This window comes from Pantoea sp. 1B4, assembly GCF_016925765.1.
GTDB classification, from domain to species: Bacteria; Pseudomonadota; Gammaproteobacteria; order Enterobacterales; family Enterobacteriaceae; genus Pantoea; species Pantoea agglomerans.
The window spans coordinates 2,256,765-2,274,814 of sequence record NZ_JAEUWZ010000001.1 but is presented as its reverse complement, the minus strand read 5'-3'; the positions used below and the strand labels follow the sequence as shown (position 1 = coordinate 2,274,814).

Sequence of the window (18,050 nt, the reverse complement as noted above, 5' to 3'; positions counted from 1 at the left end):
AGTAATGTTTTCGGCGGGCTGAATCAAGGATAAAGGATCGCATCGCTGGCCTCGACAGTGCAAATACAGCAGCGTATCCTTTTGCCACGTTTATCGCCCTGGCGGCGGTTAAAAGGATGATCTTATGCATAAAAAAACTGATTTCCCGCATGGTTATTGCGCTGGCGGCAGCCGGACTGATGACATTCAGTTCGCTGGCAGCGGCGCATGCGCATCTCCAGTCTTCTATCCCGGCGGCCAAAGCGCAGGTAACGACATCCACCGATGCGCTGACGCTGAACTTCAGTGAAGATATTGAAGCGGCATTCAGCGGCGTCACGCTGCTGGATAGTAAACAGAAGCCTGTCGCCACCGCTAAAGCCCGCGTTGAATCTGGCCAGAAAAACCGACTGATTGTGGGCCTCTCTCAGCCGCTGCGAGCGGGCAGCTATCAGGTTAACTGGCATGTGCTGTCGGTGGATGGACATAAAACCGCAGGAAGCTATCGCTTTAGCGTGAAGTAACGCCGGTGGCCACCCTCTGGATCCTGTTGCGCGCGCTGCATTTTGCCGCCGTGATGCTGCTGACCGGCAGCGCCTGTTACAGTGCGCTGCTGGCACCCGGACGCTATCGACCACTACTGGCGCTAAGATTAAACCCGCTGGTGAAAGGGAGCGCCTGGCTGGCGCTGCTGAGTGCGCTGGCGATGCTGGCCTGCCAGAATGTATTGATGAGCGGCGACAGCGCCAATCTGGCCGATGTCGATATCTGGCTGGCGGTGATTGGCACGCACTTCGGTGGCGTGTGGCTGTGGGAAATCCTGTTTAGCCTGCTGGCCGTTGCCGGTTTGTTACTGACCGGGCGGCTGCGTCAGCAGGTGTTACTGCTGGCGGGCGTTCTGCAATTGGCCTGCATGGCTCTGATAGGTCATGCCGCGATGCGCGATGGCTGGCCGGGATTGTTTCAGCAGCTCAATCATGCACTGCATCTGATTGCCGCGGCGTTCTGGACGGGCGGATTACTGCCTCTGTTGCTGTTGATGCGGGAGGCGCGCCAGATCGATCGCCGCACCGACGCTATCCGCACCATGATGCGCTTTTCGCGCTATGGTCATCTGGCGGTGGCGTTAACGCTGCTGAGCGGCCTGATAAACAGCGTGATGATCGCGGGCTGGCCGCTGACGTGGCACGATTCACGCTACATTGTATTGTTGCTGTGTAAAGTGCTGCTGGTTGCCCTGATGGTGCTGGTGGCGCTGATTAACCGATACTGGCTGGTGCCGCGATTCCGCCTGGCTGGCAGCGGGACGCAGCAAAAATTTATTCGCATGACGCAGCTTGAACTGCTGCTGGCGTGTGGAGTGGTTGGGCTGGTCAGCGTATTTGCCACGCTGTCGCCAGTCTGAATGTGGTTTAAGAGAGAAAAGGGTAGTTATGTTGCTGAAGAAAGTGATCCCCTCAATCCTGTTGTTATCCGTATGCGGCCAGGCGCTGGCGGCACAAATCATTACCGTCAGCCGCTTTGAGATCGGTAAAGAGAAGTGGCCGTTTAATCGTGAAGAGGTGATGCTGACCTGCGAGAAAGATGGTGCGATGTTTGCCATCAACCCGAGCACGCTGATGACATACCCCCTGAACGATATCGCCGACACACTGTTCAAAAACAAACAGGTGAAAGCGCAGCCGATCAGCGTGATTCAGGTTGAAGATAAAGCGCATCCGGGCCAGATGATGAGTCTGCAGCCGATTGTTGAGCGCACCCAGGCGCTGTGCGGTAAATAAACCTGTCGGGTGCAGCACCGCGCTGCGCCCAACCCCTCTTTTTTGCCGTTGCGATCACAAACTGATCCGGTTTATGGTCCTGCGCCTTCCGTTTGCTGGCAATTCCACCGCGCTGTTCTAATGTTAAATGGCAAGGCGACATCGCCTTCATAAATGCCAACTTTTAGCGCACGGCTCCTTGAGAGCCATTTCCCTGGACCGAATATAGGAATCGTATTCGGTCTTTTTTTGTCAGATGCCGCCCATCAGTTAATGATTTTCAATCAATAACTTAGTCTTTTTCCGTTGTGTTCTTCTCCACTCTTCTGCAAGACGCCATTCCATTATGTCATTGCCATTTTTCCTATTCAAAAGTTACAACCATGCTTTATTACCTCTCTATGAAAGGGACACCGTGGTGATAATCGGCCACCTGTTTTACTCATGGTTGAAGCCCTGCCAGGAGCATCAGGTATAGGCTGTGCAGCCCGTGCGAGAGAAGTTTGCTGAGTGAACGGCGTTGCAGTACTCGGTAATGACCGCTCTACTATCCTGTGGCACTCTATTAAGTCACATGAAAATGAGGGAACGATAATGAATGCAGGGAATGCAATCACAGAACCTGGCAGATATTACACATTTCAGTCACCACTATCGGGCAACGTATTTTTTGAATTGAGACCACGTGTGCTGCCACGAAACGCACAGCCGGTGCTGGATGAGTCCAGCGGCATGTGCATTGGTTATTCTGTGGCTTAGGCTCCCGGTCTGTGGCAGATATACGATGTGCAGGGGCATTTTGTTCGACTTGAAGAGGCACCTCTCGAAACGCCACTGATTGATCCTACAGACATAGCGCTTCTTGCGTTTGGTGTATTTCGAATTTTCCGCGCTGGCCGCGCATTATTGGAGGCTGGTACACGGGCTGCTATAAGTGTCAGACTCAGCCAGGCAACAATAATGTTCCTGCGTGCCAGGTTAAAAACGGGTTTATCGGCGTGTAACCTGAAAATGACCGAAACAGCGGCGAGGCACATGTATGAGCCGGGTCGCTATGTTCCGTTACATATTCAGGAAAGAGCTATCCGCTATGGCAGACGCATGGCCGATCCTCGCAACGGAGAGGGTATGTATCGTTATGAAACGGAAATGTATAAATTACACCGTAAGAAAAATATCACTGAGTATAAGAAGTACACTCTTGAGGTTGTGGTAAGGGTATCAGATTGGACGATAACTCATTTTAGGTATTTTTGATTAACCGACAGGAACGTACATATGTTTGATATCAGAGATGAAGAATTCGTTTTTGCGGTGTCGCCTTTTGAACGGGTTGTCGATAACGAAGTCGATCCGGTTAATCATCACTGGGATTGGATACAGTCCTGGATAGAATTCTCGGTAAGCGGCCTGAAGGTGGCGTTTAAGACTAAGTTCACTGTTGGAGAGTTGAAAATGTTGAAGAAAGAATTTTCAGCTTTTCATCAGGCGATAAATGCTCAGAAAAAGTTAAAGTCGTTTAAATATCAGAGCGATATTCATCAGCTTGATATGATACTGACAAATGAAAATACTATTGATAGCGTTACTATTGATTTTATCCTTCGACCGGAGCCTCATGCCGACAGCGTTCAGGTTAAAGGCAGCTTTGGCCTTAACGAAAGCTATTTCCCCGACATTCTGAAGAGGCTGGATGAAATGATTCAATGGCAGAATTAAACATTTTTCCATTGAAAAGTTTTAACTGAAAAATTCGGGCGTAAAATGGATTTTTATTCAGGTTTTTCCGTCCATGCAATATTCGATGCGGCAGTATCAAGTACCTGTACTGCCTGCATGTAGTTCATCCATGCCGTAAGCGATGTTTCCCAAGGTCAGCGTGTAACCCGTGCAGTAAGCGGTCTGCGTTTGTCGAGCACCACGTCAGCGGAAGGCTTGATAAGGTTGACGCGCTGCACGCTCTCAACGTGTATGGCGGCATAGAGCGCAGACAGGCGAATGGTCGCGGCCAAGTCCTTTTTTGCGCGATAACGTATGCGGTGAGCTTCGCCTCAAAGGCACCCTATAGTTAACCGACATAATCTGCAGGCGCAGCTCCTCGTATTACGGCTGGTCAATCAGTGTGGATAAAGAGAACCATACTGGCGGTGCATCACTCTGGTGCCGACAGGGGGCAGCAGAATGTCACGCACAGATTGCCTGATGTGATGGAGGCCAGTCAAAGTGCCACCGGTTTCCCTGTCCATCCCAATATATTTTACGGTTGTCATACTGGCGCGCCCGTTTTCCCACCGCTGTCGCCCGGTTGGATATGCGAATGCAGCACCTTGCCTTTTGAGGAAAGATTGCCGCCGGTATGCACAACGCCGCCTTTAATCGTGCCGCCCTGGGTGACTTCCAGCTGTGCAGTATTAAGCAGCGCTGTGCATTCAGCTTCTGGCGAGTCGAACAGGATTTTACCGCTGCTTTATTGGGTGCCGTCTGTATATCGGTTGCGGTCAGAGCACCGGTTTCCGGCTCGTACTCGATCACCACGCCGTCGAGAAATCACCAGTGCAGCGCATTGGCCGAGGCAGACAGAGCAGGGTTGTCATCTGAGAAATGCCCGGAAGTACTAAACCGGTATCGAGTTCGCCGCCCAGGCAGAGAACAAGCACCTGCTCACCCACTGACTGCGCATTTCAAGAACGGCTTTTACCCGCGAGGGTGCTCAGCCAGTGCAGCCAGTTGGTTGTGTTTTTTCCTGTATCGACGGGGCATAACTCGCCGTCGAGATTGACGGCCGAAACGGTTGCTATGCGGATCAGGTTGCGCAGCAGGCGCTGAATTTCGGAAATTTGATCGAATGAGTTCATGTGAGTAGGATGAATCTGTTTGCAAACAATGACTACCCAACGCTGTTTGTTTAGCAATGAGCGTACATTTTTTTTAAATTCAATAAGAGATATGGGATTACAGCATATGGAAACGAAGCCAAACCCTTCCAGTTTCAATAAAAATCAAAAGATAGAACTTGCTTTCAATTTTTTTTCAGAGAAAAAACGTTCCAAGCAATACTTCACAGTAGATGAAATCGCTAACAAAACCGGTTGGGGTCAAAGTACCGTTAAAACTTACCTATCAAAAAAATGGTCAACATTTATAATAAAAGAAAACAATGAATTATTCGTCTCTCCAAAGTTTGATTCTTTTAATTTATCGTCTTTTATTAAGCATCATAGCCAGAATGAAAATACACCCAAGACTTTTTATGAAAGCATTTTAGAAAAGTCAATTTCCGCATGCATTACAGCAATTGAGGTTTATAACAAACCAGATTTTAAATTCAGAGAAGAGAGCTTTTCAATCCTGATGATAAACGCGTGGGAGTTACTACTAAAGGCGAAGATTCTATCACTAAATGGAGATGATAAAACTTCAATTTACTTGAAGTCTAAGGGGGCGATTGAAGTATCTGAGTCAGGTTCACCTAAAACTATAAGCATATCCAAAGCAATAAATATTTTATCAGCTAATGGATGCCTTAAAAAGATTGTTGAAGACAACATTAAGTTATTAATTGAAATTCGCGACCATTCAGTTCATTTTATCCATGAAGATATGTCACTTAGCACAAAAATACAGTGTATAGGAACAGCATCTTTAAAAAACTATATGACATTATCTATTGATTGGTTTGATTATGATTTTAGAAAGTATAATTTTTTCCTAATGCCAGTCTCTCTTTACCATCTTAGTGATATTGAGAGTTTTAGCGTGTTAAATCACTCGGCTGATAATCTGAAATCCTATTTGGAGAAAATGGAAGAGTCTCACAAGGATGATGCAGATCCAAACTTTAGCATTTCTTTGCGCCTCTCAACTAAATTGATAAAAACATCATCAGATGAAGCCATCGAATTTATGATGACTAATGATTCTAAAGCTACACAAATAACCTTTACAGAAGAGGATATGTTGAAAAGATATCCTCTCACATATGATGCACTTACTCAAAAATTAAGTTCAAGATATAGTGATTTCTTAAGGAATGCAAAATTCCATGAATTGCACCGGCAAATAAAAAACTCAGGTGAAAAATACTGCCGAGAAAGAAGGTTAGAACCCTCAAATCCAAATAGTATTTTTAAGTTTTTCTATAGTGAATCCGTACTGAATTTTATGGATGCACATTATACAAGAAAATGAAGGTTCATTTTGAAAGAAACTCCATGAGGCAGTTAATTATTGCCTCATAATCATCATTTTTAAGACTTGGTAACAGCCGCGATTCATACTGTACCCCTTTACCTTTACACGATGGCCGGACGCGCTGCCCGTAATGCACACGGGCCATGCGCTGCACGTTACCCGTAAACTCAATAACAGCCTCATTCAGGCTTGCCTGTGTCATCATGTATTTATCCGTGCGCATCTTTGCGAACAGCTCGCGCCTTATGCGGCCCTTTTTGCTGCGCACCGGCTGCATTTTGCGGGGCTTAAACGGCGTGTCGTCAGGTGATTGCTGGCGCTTAATGTTCCGCTGCTGCCTTGCGCGCAGCTTGCGGCCAATGTTACGCGCTATTTGTTTACGTGCCGGGGCTGACAGGCTGCTGGAAGCGCTTCCAAGGAGCATTTATCAGCTGCAGGTCGCTGATGACTGCCACTCGCTGACCAGCTCACCGTGAACATAGAGCTGCACCGGCCGCGCGTCACTCTCCGGCAGCAGATTCTCGCCGACGTGTGTTACGTGCATCGCGCTGTCTGCCTGCTTCACGATCACGCTCAGCTGCTGCTCAATTCAATACTGAAAAGGCAACCGCACCACAGCAGCAGGCCGAGGCATTTACTTTCGGCGAGCCGACGCCGGTCATGGATAAGCGCGACATTCTGGATTACGCCGAGTGCATCGGTAACGGGCGCTGGTTTGAGCCGCCGGTCAGCTTTAGGGGTTGGCTAAAAGCCTGCGCTCGGCTGTGCATCACAGTTCACCGATTTACGTGAAGCGCAACATTCTGGCCTCGACCTTTATTCCGCACCCGATGATGAGCCAGCAGGAGTTCAGCAAGTTTGCGTTGGATTATGTGGTTTTTGGTAACGCCTTTGCCGAGTTGCGCCGCAATGGCCTTGAAACCACCCTGGCCAAATTTACCCGCAGGGGCGTGAATGAGGGCGTTTACTGGTTTGTTAACGACTGGAAAGATCCGCATGAGTTTTCGGCTGGCAGCGTTTTTCACCTGCTGGAGCCGGATATAAATCAGGAGCTTTACGGCCTGCCGGAATATCTCAGCGTGCTTAACTCCGCTTGGTTGAATGAGGCGGCAACGCTGTTCCGTCGTAAGTATTATCAGAAAGGCACACACGCCGGTTACATCCGTTACATGACCGATGCGGCACAGAGCAGCAGCGACGTTGAACGGATGCGCCAGGCGATGCGCGACACGAAAGGCCTGGGCGACTTCTGTAACCTGTTCATGTACGCGCCGAACGGGATCAAGATTCTGCCGCTGAGTGAGGTGGCGACAAAAGACGATTTCTTTAACATCAAGAAGGCCCGGCGCGATGATTTGTTAAGCGCCCACCGCCTGCCGCCGCAGATGATGGGGATTATCCCGGACAACTCCGGCGGATTCGGTGATGCAGTGAAAGCATCTCAGGTGTTTGTGCGAAATGAACTAACGCCTTTGCAGGAACGCCTTAAAGAGATGAATTATTGGATTGATGAAGAAGTCATAAGATTTCGCACATACAGTCTAGAATAATAGATGCTATGCCGACCATTATAGGTCGGCTTCATTTCACTTTTGACGCCACTTAAGATAAAAGGCGAAAAATGGATCGGTAATATGTAATTTTTGCTCTTCCTTTTCCCAATCGATTACCGGCGTTGATGCTTCGTCATTAGAAGCAATCTCACTCATTTTCTCAAGAACGCGCGTAACCTCATGAGCCTGCGGTGGAGCATCGGCAACTATATCTCGTATTGAAGCACGCAATGCCTCATATTGAATAGTATCCATTCCCGGTTCCATATTAGATAGAGCATAAAGAACTACTTTATATATATCAACTTGCTCGCCATTTTTTAACTTTCTCGCCATCCTGTCAGAGCGTTGTCGAGGACCAGTAGCTAACTTATCAAAAATCAACTTCCCCGTCGACTCTGCTACTTTTTTTGAACAAATCATCATGGATATTATCAACTTCAATCACTCTTTCTGAAGACTCAATAACATCATATGACTGGCATAGCGCACGGCAAAACTCTTGCATTAAATGAGGGCTACCCAAAGCTTCGATGCAAAGTCTATCCATTACAGAATCTGAAAGATTCATGTTCAACAAGGGGAAGCCTCGCTCTGCTATTTGCCTTAACTCAGAGAGAGTCCAGTAAGGAATTTGGATATTTTCCAATCTTCCCGTTATCTCTCTCTCAACCTTAATCGCATCATACCGGCGGTGGGGTATTGCAATTAAAATTATAGGAACGCCATGAAAAACTAAAGGCTTTATGGCTCTTACAAAGTTTCCTTGAAGCTCTCTAGGTAAATAATGAAAATCATCAATAATTAAACTTACTTGTGAAGACTGTAATGCTTTAAGAGCGGCAGTTTTTGATGAAATATTTCTGCTTTCTTTTATAGCTGAGTTTCTACCATCTGTTTGAGAAATTCCCGCCTCGCCGGAGCCTTTAAAAACTAAAGCACTGGCAGCTGCACTTACTTTCCCACTTACCGCTGTAGCACTATTATCGCCAGATGAAACCTCAGACAAATGCCAGGCGTTTAGAGCAACCAGAATTTGAGACCATAAATCATTTTCGTCATTTACGCTGCCGCCTTCTATCCAAATATTTTCATCATCTGAACTAGGGAACACAGTCTGAGTTAATACGGTCTTGCCTGATTTTGTTTGCCCCGTTAAAGTAATTAACTTACAAAGGTTATCCTTGACCTCCTCCAGTTTTTTTCTAATTTCACCTTCCGTTCTTTCAATATATGTAAGCTGCGGCATTCCACCAGGCACAAAAACTTTAGATGCTCTATGTTTTAACACCATTCATAAATCCTTTTCAAATTGGTTAACGTAACTTATCAAATATGAAATTAACACCATTTGCTCAAATCGTGCAATACACTTCCTTAAAATTCCATATTTTATAATAATTTCAGTCATATAAGTTACATTGGATTCTTTGCCATTTACTACAGCATCGGTAGCGATACGATTTTCAGTGTCTGGCAAGCATGTTCAAACATGTTTGCACCCCGCGCGCGCAATGCTATCCCCGCCACGCCTGCCCGCTTTATGCATCGCTTTTCATGCAGGTGCATGTGTTACCTCTGAACGCACCAGCTCTGGCCTTACAAACGCTTAGCGATCCAATTTGGATCATGCGGATTCATGCAAGCTTATGCACTTTGATGCAGAAGCAAGAAGCCACCTTAAAGGTGGCTAGTGAAGGATAGGGAAGGGGCAATTAATCATTCAGCCTGGCGGTATATGGCAGCTTCGAAAACTGATGTGTCGATTGTACGTGTCATATCACTGATCATCGACAGTACCATTTTTAATTCATCTTCTTTGCAGTTTGCGATCAGTGATACGTCAACAATGAACTGGATGCGTGCAACCGTCTCGCTTAGATTATCTATGTCTATCAAATGATTAAATCCTGCTATTCAAAGTATACTGTATGTATAAACAGTATCATGGCGTTTTGGAATCGTAAAGAATCGTGCGGCTCAGATTAGTCCGGCTGCCGTTTTATTAATCAGGCACAGGTATGCCGCTTTTTTTCGCAAGAGCATTAAATCTTTTTAAGGGAGTAGGATTCTTGTTCCGTCTATGGAACAGATAGCCGCTTGTACCGCTCCAGTAAGTAAGCTCCCCAACCTTGATTTTGTGACCTTTTATCATGCGCACAGCTTCACCGTCGGACAGTGTTAACCTGGAGATCTCAAAGAAACTCTTTTCAACGGCTCCCGTTCTATGTACTGACTTAGTTCAGAGTGATATTTGTCCGGCACCAACTGTTGTAGCGGTGACATTCCTCTTAATCGTTTAAAAATCCTTCTTCGCTCGGCGTGAGTAGGGGGGCTTAGAGAAATTGATAGCAGCTTCAGAGCCTGTTGGCTCCATACAGTTATTGACAGAACTCTGAGAGGACGCGCACGCGTCCTTAAATTCAAAACCCAAATCAACGGTACGTTTTCCATCCTTGTCCTCTGGAAGTTGCCGCAACAAACCGAAGATATAGACGCCTGCATTTTCGGGCGTGAATTATTTACCCAACCAGCGTCCGGCCTGTGCAGACTCAATTAACAGACGAATAGTCAGCGGATCGTGCGGCGCGGTGAAATCTTCCGGGAAATATTCGGCAAACGTGATAGTGCCGGGATTAATGCCAAATGTTTCAGCATACCGCTCTAGCAATTCATACGCGTCAAGAGGATCCATGCGAAAGTCATTGTTCAGATCGGTATCCAGTTCAAGCTTATAGCGTCTGAACGTAAACAAACTTCTGCCGTTATAATCTTCAACCAGCGCAAATACAGCTTTCTCTATATCCTCGTTTACCATATCTTGTCTTCCTTATGAGCAAGAAGGTTATATTTTGCCGTAGTTTTCCAGCCAATTTCTGCCACATCAGCGGCCATAATTACCCAGCCTAAAACCGGGATTGTACGACCGACGAACGTCCCCAGCTTGTGAGTCATTAACATTTTAATTTGAAGAGGGTTTTTAGGGTTCTGTATCCACGTAGGTAATCTGAATGGAAGACGGTAATCCCGTAACAGCTTTCGAGAATAGACCGAAGCATAAGAGGTGCCTTTCCATGCTCCGTTTAGCTTACCGGATACGTCAATCGTATTTTGTCCCGAGTAAATCGCAACCAGAGCGATGATATCCTTTTTACCGCTGAAGTGCTCTGCAGTCACATCAATCATTATCCAGAAATAAAGCTCTCCTGCAGAAAGGTTAGTAAGTCCGCCATAGAAGTAAGTTCCGTTTAACTGCTCCGTTGTATCCATACCATTCCCTTAAATGGGTACTGTAATGGTCAAAACTGTATCACATCAATTCCGGTCACTGCCAGATGCTGGCTGGCGCTATCTGATGCATTTTGCGACTCTCAAAGCCATAGTTGTCGCTCCGCTGGTATCAAACGATCACGATGCGCACGCTCGGGTCGTTGACGCAGCATGATCTATGCATCTTATTCCTCAGCCCACAGTAGCTAGCATCGCAATGGCGGATCACTTGATGCATGCTTTGAATGCAGTTTTACTAACGTTCATCTCATCATTGCTACTATGGCAGGTTTTGCCAGCGAGAAGAAAAAGCAAAGAGTCTGTTAATATATAAAGGTCAACGCGCCTCATAACAGATATTTAGTTATTGCGAAACCAATAGGTTGATTTGTGAAAAAAGTAAATATAAGTTATGGGGTGCTCTATGGCTGCATTACAGGATGTTTACTTATGAAATCTTTAATTCATATAGGTTCTTGAAATTGAAGGTAAACATCAAAAAATATTGGGTGCAGGCTATGTCTAACAGCGAAGGGAAAATTGCTGATGCTCTATATGAGATTCTGCATAAATGAAGCGTGCTATTTTATGGCTGATTCAGTCATTTTTCTATTTAGTTCCTGCTGCATTTATTGTGGCTGGCGTGTATATCTTCATCTGCTTTGTTCCGCAGTATGCAGCACTTCTTAGTTTTGCATGGGTTATTGTAGTTTCTTATGTGTATATTAAATTTAACCGATGGTGTTGATAAAATCCTGACATATTAGTGAGCTTAAAATTTGGGTTGAAAAGCGAACGCAAAATAACCCTATTAGCTTAAGGTGCCCGGTCTCCATCCCAAAAACCCACCCCACTCGCAAAAGCAGAAACAACCTGCCAGCCTCGCACCCAAAGCTTACCTGTCATTTTGTCATCACACCGGTTTGGCTTATCCTTAAGTCTTCAATCAAAAGGAGAACGTTTATGAAAGCGGCAATTGCTAACAGTGAACACAAGGTTGAAGTGGTTGAGAAGACGCTACGTCCTCTCAAAACGGGCGAAGCACGGCTCAGGATGGAATGCTGTGGCGTATGCCATACCGATCTGCATGTGAAGAATGGTGATTTCGGTGATAAAACCGGCGTAACGCTGGGCCATGAAGGTATCGGTATTGTTGAGGAAGTCGCGCCAGATGTCACCTCACTCAAGCCAGGCGATCGTGCCAGTGTGGCATGGTTCTTTAAGGGCTGCGGACACTGCCAATACTGTAACTCCGGTAACGAAACGCTCTGCAGAGAGGTCGTCAATGCCGGTTATACCGTCGATGGCGGCATGGCTGAAGAGTGTATCGTCGTTGCAGACTATTCGGTCAAAGTCCCTGACGGGCTCGATCCATACGCCGCCAGTAGTGTCACCTGCGCCGGTGTCACCACCTATAAAGCGGTGAAAGTGTCCGAGGTAAAACCGGGTCAGTGGCTGGCGATTTACGGTCTTGGCGGGCTGGGAAATCTCGCCCTGCAATATGCAAAAAATGTCTTTAACGCCAAAGTGATCGCAGTTGACGTGAGTGATGAGCAACTGGCACTGGCGAAAGAGATGGGTGCCGACCTGGTCGTAAACTCGGCCAGCGAAGATGCGGCTCGCTTTATTCAGGAGCAAACCGGTGGGGCGCATGCGGCTGTGGTAACGGCGGTTGCCAAAGCAGCGTTTAACTCTGCTGTCGATGCGGTCAGGGCCGGTGGTCGGGTGGTGGCTGTCGGACTGCCGCCGGAAGCGATGAGCCTGAATATTCCACGTCTGGTGCTCGATGGCATTCAGGTAGTAGGATCGCTGGTCGGGACGCGTAACGATCTGGCGGAAGCTTTCCAGTTTGCGGCAGAAGGGAAGGTGGTGCCGAAGGTGACCAAAAGGAAGATTGGTGAGGTCAATGCCATCTTCGATGAGATGATTCAGGGCAAGATCCGCGGCAGGATGGTAATCGACTTTAGCGGTCAGTCTGCTGAATAATCCGTGCTGATAATCGCAGAAGCCCGCGCCGTGCGGGCTTTTTTTATGCCTGTAAGGCCAGTTCCCTCCCTCTGAATGCGTAAGAGCACATTCCGTTAAAGCATTAATAAGCGCGGCTTTATGTTTCATGATGTGATTTTCACTTGAACTTTACCGGTAACATTATAGTTTATGGGGTGAAGTCTGATTACACACATCTGAAGGAGGGTTATTTATGGCTAAGCATCACTTACTAAAATCCATTGAAATTGCAGCGATTGTGCTGTTTGTCCTGATACTGGCGTATCTGGCGGTTACCGGTCTGCTGTCATCAACTGGCGTTGATCACGCCTGGCCGTATCCCAGTAAGTAATTGAGTGCCGCACCAGGGAAATTATAAATAATATAAATAGATAACCGATCCTGATACAGGACATAAAAAAACCCCGCAATCGCGAGGTTAATCAGAGTCTACACCAGGCTCACCGAAAGCAGAGTCAGCTCTTCGGTTTCCAGCGACAGGCTTTTTTTGGTTTCGAACATAAAGGCTTCCAGCGCCTCCTCGACATCGTCGCCCTCGATAAAGGCGTGAGTCGTGACATGATTTTCACCTTTGGGCTTAATCACGTAAGAAACAAACCACTTCTTCTTTTGCATAATGCTTATCCTCTTCTGAATAGGTAAATGCCGCACACCGGCAATACTGAGCTTTCCCGCCAGCAGTTCAGCGGAAAATGTACGGGTTCGGTCTGACAAAGACTAATCGAGCGGGGCCGGATGCAGCAGGTCGATCACGTCGTCAATTTCATTACTGGCCGCATGACGATCAAGGGCAACCGCATAGTAGCGTCCCTTGCAGTAGTGCTTTGTTACCGCCACCCGATGGCCGGTATCGCTGTCAGCTTCACCGCCGGTCAGGGTCTGCAGGTGGGGCGGGATAACCAGCTCACTTTCGAGTTGTTCTGCTTCAATGATCACTGCGCCACCGTCGGTGGATAGCAGCAGATGCTGAATGCTCATGTTCTCTCCTCTGAGTCAGATTGCTAACCGGCAAAGTGTAGTTCACCTCAGCGGGTGTGCTGGCGACGGGCTTAATCAATGCCTGAGCAGGCTCGTTATCACAGCCAATTGCGCTTTTCCTGGCAAAAAAAAGCCCCGAAGTCGGGGGCTTTTAAGAAAGGGATGGCCTGCGTTAAAAACTCAGCTGGTCTGATCGGCCAGCTTCGGCTTAAGCACGCGCTTACCAATCTGAATGCCGGGCTTCTCAACATACTTATAGAGTAAAGAGGCCAGCGCATAGGTCACCGGGATGGCAGAGACGCAGACAATCAGGAAACGCATCATGTCGCTCTTAAACTCGATGTCGGTGTGATTGAGCAGCAGTGCGATCAGCGGGATTACAATCAGCAGATGCAGCAGGTAGACCGAAAACGACACGTCGCCCAGCCAGGTGCTGAGACGGTTGTTCAGCAGCTTACGCGGCAGAGCAATCAGCGTTGCCATCAGGCTGCCCTGCGGGTATTGCCACAGAATCGCCGTCATACCGACGATCATCAGCGCCTCCATAATCACCTGCAGCTTAATCGCGCCCAGGCCCATCGCCACGCTGGCGACCGGGCCGAGCAGCGCAAAAGCGACGTAGAGCAGGGATTTACGGCGAATCGCCTCGGCCAGCAGCATCCCCGACAGGAACATATTCAGCTTTATCAGGATCATTGAAGGCATCTCAAACGCCTCATAATAATCTGCCAGCACATACCGGCCAGCGCAGCAGAGCGCCATGATGCCAATCAGCGAGGCGGCATAACCAAAGCGCAGCGTCACCAGCATGATGAACGGGAACAGCAGATAGAACTGCATCTCCAGCCCGATGCTCCAGTCAGGCAGCACAGTATTAAAACCATATTCGGGCAGCAGGCCGAACAGGAAACTGAAGTGGGTCAGGATGTTTGCCAGCGACTGGTCGTTGTAACGCGACGACTCAGTGGCGGTGCCGGAATAGAAATGAGCAATGGTGTCACGCATCTCGCCAAACCACGGGCCATAAATCAGGGCGATGATTAACAGCAGATAGTAGAGCGGGGCGATGCGGAAGAAGCGCCGGATCCAGAACTTCTTAATGGTCTCTGTGCTCTGCCACGGCTCTTTCTGCTGACGCTCGACGTAGTTTTTCGCCATCAGATAACCCGATAACAGAATAAAAAGATCGACCCCAATGCCAGGGGATGAAATAAGCGTGATGTGGCAATGAACCAGTAAGCTGATATGGCCAACTAATACCCAGAGAGAAGCGATGCCGCGTAATCCCTCCAGCTCCGTAGACCAACCTCGTGTTGCAGACATAACTATTCCTCGTTTTTATCCGACCTTCGGCGCTCACTAAGCCCTAAGGCAACAGATATGTAAACGGGCCTTTACAAAAGTAAGAAGATTCCGAGCACAGGTAAGAGGGAAAAATCAACCGAAACAGGGCGGGAAAGCACAGGAAGTTAAGGGCGTGCAGTGGCACACCCTTAATCAATATCACTGATTGAGATGGCCGATCAGGCCAGTTTTAACAGGATCATACCGGCCAGCAGCAGGGTCAGGCCGGCCCAGCCTTTGCGGTTCAGCCGCTGGCCAAACAACACCCATCCGGCCGCGACAGTGGCGATAATCCCAAAACCGCCCCAGACCGCATAGGCGATCGAGAGATCGATACCTTTGACCGCCTGAGCGAGTGCGCTGAACGCGAGCAGGACACAGCAAAGTGAAAGCAGACCGTAAAGCGGTTTCTTAAACCCATCAGAATATTTAAGGAATATGTTGGCGGCAATCTCCAGCACGATAGCCAGCGCCAGCCAGGACGCATGAACAAGATCAGCGATGAGCATGATTAATCTCCGCTGATGATTGGGTGCCGGTTTTGATCAACACAATTCCGACGATCAGCGTCACCAGCCCACAGACCTTCAGCGCTGACAGCGTTTCACCAAACAGCTGCACGCTGAATAACGTAATCAGCATGATGCCGATACCTTCCCACAGCGCATAAGCCACGCCCAGGGCGATACGTTTAATGGCGAAACTCAGCAGAATATAAGAACAGGCAATCATGCCCAGCATCATCAGGTAGCCGGAATGGCTGCCATTGAGGCTGGACCATTTCATAAAAAGGGTACCAATAATTTCAGTAACAATAGCGAGTGATAATAAAACCCAGGCGCGCATGGGTGCTCTCCAGCAACGATAAATGACGACCTGCAACAACGCACAACGTGCGGGCAGACTCAGAACAGTTCGAAGTGGTGAGGGGACTACAGGGCGTTACGCCAGTGCTGATCGGCGGCGTTCCAGCCAGAAAGGCAAGAGGGGGGAATGCAGGGGGGTTTGACATGAACATTCTGCTCATAAAATTTACAACACATCCACATTGTTGCTTCTCATCAGTGGACGGATAGTGCCTCCGGTTAAATAGACGCTGGATTTATAGCATTCTGCACATCACCAAATCAACAGCAGATGCTGCTTTGTTTGATGTCTGTTAAGGTTTGATGATTTGAAAAGGGTGAAGTGTGGAAAAGGATGTGTGGTAAACCGTAATGAAAAAAATAGCCGGGCAACAGAAGTGCCCGGCTATTATTAAGTGACGCTGTCACGTATCATTCAGCGCGCTGCGGAACCGTGCGAACGGGCGCATCACCCGCAACATAGTAAGCGGCGGTGCTGCGCGGCAACGGATCGCGTCCACGAATCTTATCGGCAATCTTCTCGCCAATCATGATAGTGGTGGCGTTCAGGTTACCGGTGATGATCAGCGGCATAATCGACGCATCCACTACGCGTAAGCCTTCCAGTCCATGCACACGACCTTCGCCATCAACGACGGACATCGGGTCGTTACCCATCTTACAGGTGCCGCACGGGTGATAAGCGGTTTCGCCGTGGTTACGCACGAACTCATCCAGCTGCTCATCTGTCTGGCAATCCAGTCCCGGACTGATTTCACGGCCACGGTACTTATCCAGCGCCGGCTGATTGATGATCTGGCGCGTGATGCGAATCGCATCGCGGAACTCATGCCAGTCCTGCTCATGCGACATGTAGTTAAACAGAATGGCCGGATGACGACGCGGATCGCGTGACTTCAGGCGTACATGACCGCGGCTTGGAGAACGCATCGAGCCGACGTGACACTGGAAGCCGTGGGCATCAACCGCGTTGGAACCGTTGTAGTTAATCGCCACCGGCAGGAAGTGATACTGGATGTTCGGCCAGCTGAACTCTTCGCGGCTGCGGATAAAGCCACCCGCTTCGAACTGGTTGCTGGCGCCAATACCGGTGCCGTTAAACATCCACTCCGCACCGATTTTCGGCTGATTCCACCACTTCAGAGCCGGATAGATTGAGACCGGTTCTTTACACTCATACTGAAGATACATCTCCAGATGGTCCTGCAGATTTTCACCCACGCCTGGCAGGTCGTGCACCACCGGGATATCAAACTGTTTCAGCAGCTCAGGAGAACCCACGCCAGAACGCTGCAGGATCTGCGGCGAGGCGATAGCGCCGGCACACAGCAGCACTTCACGGCGCGCGGTCACTTTGTTAATGGTGTTGCTGTCGCCCTGCAGATACTCCACGCCGACCGCACGCTTGCCATCGAAGATGATGCGATCGGTGGTGGCATGCGTGATGATCTTCAGGTTGGCGCGGCCTTTGGCCATATCGAGATAGCCACGCGCGGTGCTGGAGCGACGACCATTTGGTGTGACGGTACGATCCATCGGACCGAAACCTTCCTGCTGATAGCCATTAAGGTCGTCAGTGCGCGGATAACCTGCCTGCACGCCCGCCTCAATCATCGCTTCAAACAGCACGTTATTGCCCGCTTTAGGCGTCGCAACACACACCGGGCCGTCGCCGCCGTGGAAATCGTTCGGGCCGATATCGCGGGTTTCCGCTTTACGGTAGTAAGGCAGGCAGTCCAGATAGCTCCAGTTCTCCAGCCCAGGTTCGCTGGCCCAGTTATCGAGATCCATCGCATTGCCGCGGATATAACACATGCCGTTAATCAGTGATGAACCGCCCAGACCTTTGCCGCGTCCACACTCCATGCGGCGATTGTTCATGTAAGGCTCTGGCTCGGTTTCATAAGCCCAGTTATAGCGTTTGCCCTGTAACGGGAAGGCGAGGGCCGCAGGCATCTGGGTGCGAAAATCAAAGCGGTAATCCGGGCCGCCCGCTTCCAGCAACAGGACGCTCACGTTGCTCTCTTCGGTCAGACGGGTAGCCAGAACGTTTCCTGCGGATCCGGCTCCAATAATAATGTAATCAAATTCCATTCATCGTT

20 protein-coding genes and 5 pseudogenes are annotated in these 18,050 nt (G+C 48.7%); 9 read left to right on the top strand and 16 right to left on the bottom strand.

Annotated elements, in window-relative coordinates; translation table 11 throughout:
- The first annotated feature begins 149 nt into the window (after positions 1-149).
- The 5 genes from copC to JNO11_RS11110 all read left to right on the top strand — a co-directional run bounded on the left by copC (position 150) and on the right by JNO11_RS11110 (position 3,458).
- Positions 150-503 carry a copper homeostasis periplasmic binding protein CopC gene (gene copC, locus JNO11_RS11130; RefSeq protein WP_325177300.1) on the top strand — a complete coding sequence of 118 codons (354 nt, stop codon included), beginning with the start codon at positions 150-152 and terminating at the stop codon, positions 501-503.
- 5 nt (positions 504-508) lie between these two features.
- A complete protein-coding gene (gene copD, locus JNO11_RS11125) occupies positions 509-1,384 on the top strand; it encodes a copper homeostasis membrane protein CopD (protein WP_325177299.1) in 876 nt (291 codons plus the stop codon).
- Between the two features lie 28 nt (positions 1,385-1,412).
- The gene (locus tag JNO11_RS11120) at positions 1,413-1,760 is read left to right on the top strand and encodes a YebY family protein (protein WP_201499461.1); all 348 of its coding nucleotides are present in this window, start codon (positions 1,413-1,415) and stop codon (positions 1,758-1,760) included.
- 765 nt (positions 1,761-2,525) lie between these two features.
- Complete coding sequence (locus tag JNO11_RS11115) at positions 2,526-2,996, top strand: hypothetical protein (RefSeq protein WP_325177298.1); 471 nt, start codon at positions 2,526-2,528, stop codon at positions 2,994-2,996.
- 21 nt (positions 2,997-3,017) lie between these two features.
- Positions 3,018-3,458: a hypothetical protein gene (locus JNO11_RS11110; protein ID WP_191916987.1), complete on the top strand. Its 441-nt coding sequence runs from the start codon at positions 3,018-3,020 to the stop codon at positions 3,456-3,458.
- A 53-nt stretch (positions 3,459-3,511) separates the two neighbouring features.
- Here the strand turns inward: JNO11_RS11110 and JNO11_RS11105 are convergent.
- The 4 pseudogenes from JNO11_RS11105 to JNO11_RS11095 all read right to left on the bottom strand — a co-directional run.
- A pseudogene (locus tag JNO11_RS11105) lies at positions 3,512-3,592 on the bottom strand (hypothetical protein); the annotation flags it as partial.
- A pseudogene (locus JNO11_RS24805) lies at positions 3,555-3,798 on the bottom strand (hypothetical protein); the annotation flags it as partial. The pseudogenes JNO11_RS11105 and JNO11_RS24805, both read right to left, overlap by 38 nt.
- A 47-nt stretch (positions 3,799-3,845) precedes the next feature.
- A pseudogene (locus tag JNO11_RS11100) lies at positions 3,846-4,009 on the bottom strand (baseplate assembly protein); the annotation flags it as partial.
- Positions 4,006-4,594, bottom strand: a pseudogene (locus JNO11_RS11095) (phage baseplate assembly protein V). The pseudogenes JNO11_RS11100 and JNO11_RS11095, both read right to left, overlap by 4 nt.
- A 28-nt stretch (positions 4,595-4,622) precedes the next feature.
- Here JNO11_RS11095 and JNO11_RS11090 point away from each other — a divergent pair.
- Positions 4,623-5,927, top strand: coding sequence for a DUF3644 domain-containing protein (locus JNO11_RS11090; RefSeq protein ID WP_325177667.1), 1,305 nt, complete (start codon positions 4,623-4,625; stop codon positions 5,925-5,927).
- A gap of 4 nt (positions 5,928-5,931) precedes the next feature.
- On the opposite strand, the gene JNO11_RS11085 is transcribed toward JNO11_RS11090, so the two are convergent.
- Both JNO11_RS11085 and JNO11_RS11080 read right to left on the bottom strand, forming a co-directional pair.
- Positions 5,932-6,354 (bottom strand): phage virion morphogenesis protein, encoded by a 423-nt coding sequence (locus JNO11_RS11085; RefSeq protein WP_325177297.1) that lies wholly within the window; start codon positions 6,352-6,354, stop codon positions 5,932-5,934.
- A gap of 3 nt (positions 6,355-6,357) precedes the next feature.
- Entirely contained in the window at positions 6,358-6,501 is a 144-nt protein-coding gene (locus tag JNO11_RS11080; protein WP_244637822.1) for a hypothetical protein, read from the bottom strand.
- Between JNO11_RS11080 and JNO11_RS11075 the strand changes: the two are divergent.
- Positions 6,483-7,480 (top strand): annotated as a pseudogene (locus JNO11_RS11075) (phage portal protein). The gene JNO11_RS11080 and the pseudogene JNO11_RS11075 sit on opposite strands and share 19 nt — an antisense overlap.
- A gap of 36 nt (positions 7,481-7,516) precedes the next feature.
- Here JNO11_RS11075 and JNO11_RS11070 read toward each other — a convergent pair.
- From JNO11_RS11070 to JNO11_RS11055, 4 genes are all read right to left on the bottom strand, one after another.
- On the bottom strand, positions 7,517-7,738 hold the full coding sequence (locus tag JNO11_RS11070) for a hypothetical protein (RefSeq protein WP_325177296.1): 222 nt from the start codon (positions 7,736-7,738) through the stop codon (positions 7,517-7,519).
- Positions 7,739-7,856: 118 nt separating this feature from the next.
- A complete protein-coding gene (locus JNO11_RS11065; RefSeq protein ID WP_325177295.1) occupies positions 7,857-8,777 on the bottom strand; it encodes a hypothetical protein in 921 nt (306 codons plus the stop codon).
- A 1,224-nt stretch (positions 8,778-10,001) separates the two neighbouring features.
- Positions 10,002-10,301 carry a DUF1493 family protein gene (locus JNO11_RS11060; RefSeq protein WP_284672186.1) on the bottom strand — a complete coding sequence of 100 codons (300 nt, stop codon included), beginning with the start codon at positions 10,299-10,301 and terminating at the stop codon, positions 10,002-10,004.
- On the bottom strand, positions 10,295-10,753 hold the full coding sequence (locus JNO11_RS11055) for an STM2901 family protein (protein ID WP_033771981.1): 459 nt from the start codon (positions 10,751-10,753) through the stop codon (positions 10,295-10,297). Before JNO11_RS11055 ends, JNO11_RS11060 begins: the two co-directional genes overlap by 7 nt.
- Before the next feature lie 963 nt (positions 10,754-11,716).
- On the opposite strand from JNO11_RS11055, the gene adhP reads away from it, so the two are divergent.
- Both adhP and JNO11_RS11045 read left to right on the top strand, forming a co-directional pair.
- Positions 11,717-12,739 carry an alcohol dehydrogenase AdhP gene (gene adhP, locus JNO11_RS11050; protein WP_325177294.1) on the top strand — a complete coding sequence of 341 codons (1,023 nt, stop codon included), beginning with the start codon at positions 11,717-11,719 and terminating at the stop codon, positions 12,737-12,739.
- Between the two features lie 214 nt (positions 12,740-12,953).
- The gene (locus JNO11_RS11045; RefSeq protein ID WP_010258717.1) at positions 12,954-13,091 is read left to right on the top strand and encodes a hypothetical protein; all 138 of its coding nucleotides are present in this window, start codon (positions 12,954-12,956) and stop codon (positions 13,089-13,091) included.
- 98 nt (positions 13,092-13,189) lie between these two features.
- On the opposite strand, the gene JNO11_RS11040 is transcribed toward JNO11_RS11045, so the two are convergent.
- The 6 genes from JNO11_RS11040 to betA form a co-directional block, all read right to left on the bottom strand.
- The gene (locus JNO11_RS11040; RefSeq protein ID WP_010258724.1) at positions 13,190-13,375 is read right to left on the bottom strand and encodes a hypothetical protein; all 186 of its coding nucleotides are present in this window, start codon (positions 13,373-13,375) and stop codon (positions 13,190-13,192) included.
- A 102-nt stretch (positions 13,376-13,477) separates the two neighbouring features.
- The gene (locus JNO11_RS11035) at positions 13,478-13,738 is read right to left on the bottom strand and encodes a hypothetical protein (protein ID WP_010258727.1); all 261 of its coding nucleotides are present in this window, start codon (positions 13,736-13,738) and stop codon (positions 13,478-13,480) included.
- Positions 13,739-13,918: 180 nt separating this feature from the next.
- The gene (locus tag JNO11_RS11030) at positions 13,919-15,061 is read right to left on the bottom strand and encodes an acyltransferase (RefSeq protein WP_010258734.1); all 1,143 of its coding nucleotides are present in this window, start codon (positions 15,059-15,061) and stop codon (positions 13,919-13,921) included.
- A 200-nt stretch (positions 15,062-15,261) separates the two neighbouring features.
- On the bottom strand, positions 15,262-15,591 hold the full coding sequence (mdtI, locus tag JNO11_RS11025; protein ID WP_010258739.1) for a multidrug/spermidine efflux SMR transporter subunit MdtI: 330 nt from the start codon (positions 15,589-15,591) through the stop codon (positions 15,262-15,264).
- The gene (mdtJ, locus tag JNO11_RS11020; RefSeq protein WP_062757815.1) at positions 15,578-15,928 is read right to left on the bottom strand and encodes a multidrug/spermidine efflux SMR transporter subunit MdtJ; all 351 of its coding nucleotides are present in this window, start codon (positions 15,926-15,928) and stop codon (positions 15,578-15,580) included. The genes mdtI and mdtJ overlap by 14 nt, the downstream gene beginning before the upstream one ends.
- 431 nt (positions 15,929-16,359) lie before the next feature.
- The gene (gene betA / locus JNO11_RS11015; RefSeq protein ID WP_033779020.1) at positions 16,360-18,042 is read right to left on the bottom strand and encodes a choline dehydrogenase; all 1,683 of its coding nucleotides are present in this window, start codon (positions 18,040-18,042) and stop codon (positions 16,360-16,362) included.
- Positions 18,043-18,050 lie beyond the last annotated feature (8 nt).